Below are 3,759 nucleotides of genomic sequence, written 5' to 3'. Positions count from 1 at the left end.
AAGAGACAGGCCATAAGCGCAGCCTTCATCGCCCGGCTGATCAAGGGCTGCCGTGGCGATGGCCCTGCCGACCTGCCTCGATCTTGAGAATGGTCGTGCAATTTCAACGCTCTAACGAGCATGTCCGCCGCCGCAGAGCGCCCCCGGGGCGCTTTTCGCGCGTGGCAAAGGAGAGCCAAATGCCCAAGTTGAAGACCAAATCGGGCGCCAAAAAGCGCTTCAAAGTGACCGCCACCGGCAAGGTGATGTCCGCCCAGCGTGGCAAGCGCCACGGCATGATCAAGCGTACCAAGAAGCAGATCCGTCAGCTTCGCGGCACCCGCGCGATCTTCAAAACCGACGGCGACAACATCAAGAAGTATTTCTTGCCGAACGCCTGACCGTTCACGCCGCGCCTTGCGCGGCAGCCTCATCGGGCCGCATCGCGGCCGTCCAAACCAAATTCAGATGAAGGAGATCAGTCATGGCTCGCGTTAAACGCGGTGTGACGGCTCACGCCAAGCATAAGAAGGTCTACAAGCTCGCCAAGGGTTATCGCGGTCGTCGGAAGAACACGATCCGCACCGCCAAGGCTGCGGTCGACAAGGCCGGCCAGTACGCGTTCCGGGATCGCAAGCGCAAGAAGCGGACGTTCCGCGCGCTGTGGATCCAGCGCCTCAATGCCGCGGTGCGTCCGTTCGGCATGACCTACAGCGTGTTCATCAACGGCCTGTCGAAGTCCGGCATCGTCGTCGACCGCAAGGTGCTGTCGGATCTCGCGATCAACGAGCCGGCGGCGTTCCAGGCGATCGCCGAGAAGGCCAAGGCTGCGCTCGCGGCCTGAGGTTCATTCGAGGCCGCATCGGCGGCCCCGACGTTCAACGGGTTGACCGTCATCGCCGGGCTTGACCCGGCGATCCATCTTTCGAGAAGCGATGGATGCCCGGGTCAAGCCCGGGCATGACTTCTTGAGGGGAACGGCGGCTCATGTCCAATCTCGAAAACCTGCAATCCCAAATCCTCGCCGATATCGCGGCGGCTTCAGACGAGGCCGCGCTCGAAGCGGTCCGTGTCGGAGCGCTCGGCAAGAAGGGCTCGATCTCGGCACTGCTCGCCACGCTCGGCAAGATGGACCCCGAGCAGCGCAAGACCGAGGGCGCGGCGATCAATCGCGCCAAGGAAGCGGTGACCGAGGCGCTGGCCGCCCGCCGCGACGTGCTGAAGGCCGCCGCGCTCGACGCCAAGCTGGCCGCCGAAACCATCGACGTCACCTTGCCGATGCGCGAGCCCGCCGCCGAGCAGGGCCGGCTGCATCCGCTCAGCCAGGTGTGGGACGAGCTCACCGCGATCTTCGCCGACATGGGCTTCTCGATCGCCGAAGGTCCGGACATCGAGACCGACGACTACAACTTCACCAAGCTGAACTTCCCTGAAGGCCATCCGGCCCGGGAGATGCACGACACCTTCTATTTCAACCCGAAGGAAGACGGCTCGCGCCTGTTGCTCCGCACCCACACCTCGCCGGTGCAGGTCCGGACCATGCTGTCGCAGCGGCCGCCGATCCGGGTGATCTGTCCCGGCCGCACTTATCGCAGCGACTCGGACCAGACCCACACGCCGATGTTCCATCAGGTCGAAGGCCTGGTGATCGACAAGGGCAGCCATCTCGGGCACCTGAAGTGGATCCTGCACGAGTTCTGCAAGGCGTTCTTCGAGGTCGACAACGTCAATATGCGGTTCCGGCCGTCGTTCTTCCCGTTCACCGAGCCGTCGCTGGAAGTCGATATCCAGTGCCGCCGCGGCAAGGACGAGATCCGGTTCGGCGAAGGCGAAGACTGGCTGGAGATTCTCGGCTGCGGCATGGTGCACCCGAACGTGCTGACCGCCTGCGGCCTCGATCCGGACGAGTATCAAGGCTTCGCCTGGGGCATGGGCATCGATCGCATCGCCATGCTGAAATACGGCATGAGCGACCTGCGGCAGCTGTTCGAAGCCGACGTGCGCTGGCTCAATCACTACGGCTTCAAGCCGCTCGACATCCCGACGCTGGCGGGGGGATTGAGTTCGTGAGTGTTGCGCGCGCCGTGCTTGGCGCAAGGGCCCTCACCCCAGCCCTCTCCCGCAAGCGGGAGAGGGAGCAGGCTGTGTTTGCGGGAGCTCATCGCTCAAACGCGGCCGGTTAGTTAAGAAGATTTGTCGTCGAGATGATTGAAGACCTCGCCATTGCGCACGGCGCGCTCCCTCTCCCGCTTGCGGGAGAGGGTTGGGGTGAGGGAGACACGGGCACGGAGCTTGCGATGGACGATCCGAAGCAGCCGACGCCGAAACCGAGCTGGAACGTCTCCCCGGGCCAGCGCCGCCACGCGCGCGAGCTGCGCAAGAAATCCACCGATGCGGAGCGGCTGATGTGGTCGGCGCTGCGCGACAAGCAGCTCGACGGGGCTTCGTTTAAGCGTCAGGTGCCGATCGGGCCGTACATCGCCGACTTCGCCTGCCACGCGAAAAAGCTGGTGGTCGAACTCGACGGCGGTCAGCATTTTGCTGATGACGCTGAGCGCGCTGATGCGGCCCGCACGGCGGCGATCGAGGCGCGCGGGTTTCAGGTGATCCGCTTCAGCAATCATGAAGTCATGACCAATCGAGCAGGGGTGTTGCAGAGCATTGCAGATGTGCTTGCGGCAAGAGCCCTCACCCCCACCCTCTCCCGCAAGCGGGAGAGGGAGCGCGCCGAGCGTGCGGGGAAGCTGCGGCCTAAACAAAACGAAGCAACGCAGCGCCCGTCATCGGACGATTCGGACTAACGATATGGCCCGCAGCCTCACCATTCGGCACGGCCTGCTCCCTCTCCCGCTTGCGGGAGAGGGCTGGGGTGAGGGCGACGCGGGCACGACCTTGAGCATTCAGTACGACGCGCCCACTGCGCGGCCAGACGGAAGTAACAACCGATGAAACTCACGCTCTCCTGGCTGAAAGATCATCTCGACACCGACGAGCCGCTGGAAAAGCTCGCCGACAAGCTCACCATGATCGGGCTCGAAGTCGAGGGCATCGAGGACAAGGCGAAGGTGCTGGCGCCGTTCATCATCGCCAAGGTGCTGACCGCCGCCAAGCACCCCAACGCCGACAAGCTGCAGGTCTGCACGGTGGACGTCGGTGACGGCGGCGCGCCCGTGCAGGTGGTATGCGGCGCGCCGAATGCGCGCGCCGGCCTCGTCACCGTGTTCGCGCCGCCCGGCACCTATATTCCGGCCAAGGACTTCACGCTCGGCATCGGCAATATTCGCGGCGTCGAAAGCCGCGGCATGCTGTGCTCCGCGGCCGAGCTGGAAATCTCCGAAGATCACGACGGCATCATCGAGCTGCCGGCCGATGCGCCGGTCGGAACGCCCTATGCCGCCTGGGCCGGGCTCGGCGATCCGGTGCTCGACATCAACCTGACGCCGAACCGGCAGGACTGCGCCGGCGTGCACGGCATCGCGCGCGATCTCGCCGCCGCCGACATGGGTAAGTTCAAGGACCCGGGCATCAAGCAGATCAAGGGCGAATTCCCGTGCCCGGTCAGTGTCACGGTCGAAGACAGCAAGCTGTGCCCCGGCTTCGCGCTGCGACTGGTGAAGGGCGTCAAGAACGGCCCGTCGCCGGAATGGCTGCAGAAGCGCCTGACCGCGATCGGGCTGCGCCCGATCAACGCGCTGGTCGACATCACCAACTACCTGACGTTCGATCGCTCGCGCCCGCTCCACGTGTTCGACGCCGCCAAGGTGAAGGGCAATCTGGTGG

At 64.6% G+C, this 3,759-nt stretch carries 5 protein-coding genes; all 5 read left to right on the top strand.

Going from position 1 to position 3,759, the window contains the following annotated elements:
• The first annotated feature begins 179 nt into the window (after positions 1 to 179).
• On the top strand, positions 180 to 380 hold the full coding sequence (rpmI, locus tag DYI24_RS23020; protein WP_011155610.1) for a 50S ribosomal protein L35: 201 nt from the start codon (positions 180 to 182) through the stop codon (positions 378 to 380).
• An 83-nt stretch (positions 381 to 463) separates the two neighbouring features.
• Entirely contained in the window at positions 464 to 823 is a 360-nt protein-coding gene (gene rplT, locus DYI24_RS23015) for a 50S ribosomal protein L20 (RefSeq protein ID WP_011155609.1), read from the top strand.
• A 143-nt stretch (positions 824 to 966) separates the two neighbouring features.
• Positions 967 to 2,049, top strand: coding sequence for a phenylalanine--tRNA ligase subunit alpha (gene pheS, locus DYI24_RS23010; RefSeq protein ID WP_164573981.1), 1,083 nt, complete (start codon positions 967 to 969; stop codon positions 2,047 to 2,049).
• A 227-nt stretch (positions 2,050 to 2,276) separates the two neighbouring features.
• A complete protein-coding gene (locus DYI24_RS23005; protein WP_164573980.1) occupies positions 2,277 to 2,780 on the top strand; it encodes an endonuclease domain-containing protein in 504 nt (167 codons plus the stop codon).
• 144 nt (positions 2,781 to 2,924) lie between these two features.
• Positions 2,925 to 3,759, top strand: an 835-nt coding sequence (gene ytpR / locus DYI24_RS23000) for a YtpR family tRNA-binding protein (protein WP_164573979.1), incomplete at its 3' end; no start/stop codon positions are given.

It is taken from the genome of Rhodopseudomonas sp. BR0C11 (genome assembly GCF_010820945.1).
GTDB lineage: Bacteria > Pseudomonadota > Alphaproteobacteria > Rhizobiales > Xanthobacteraceae > Rhodopseudomonas > Rhodopseudomonas palustris_H.
The sequence above is the reverse complement of the archived record's forward strand: the minus strand, read 5'-3'. Positions and strand labels throughout refer to the sequence as shown.

Coding starts and splice junctions, on each gene's coding strand:
- rpmI (WP_011155610.1), top strand. CDS start 180: ATGCCCAAGTTGAAGACCAAATCGGGCGCCAAAAAGCGCTTCAAAGTG.
- rplT (WP_011155609.1), top strand. CDS start 464: ATGGCTCGCGTTAAACGCGGTGTGACGGCTCACGCCAAGCATAAGAAG.
- pheS (WP_164573981.1), top strand. CDS start 967: ATGTCCAATCTCGAAAACCTGCAATCCCAAATCCTCGCCGATATCGCG.
- DYI24_RS23005 (WP_164573980.1), top strand. CDS start 2,277: ATGGACGATCCGAAGCAGCCGACGCCGAAACCGAGCTGGAACGTCTCC.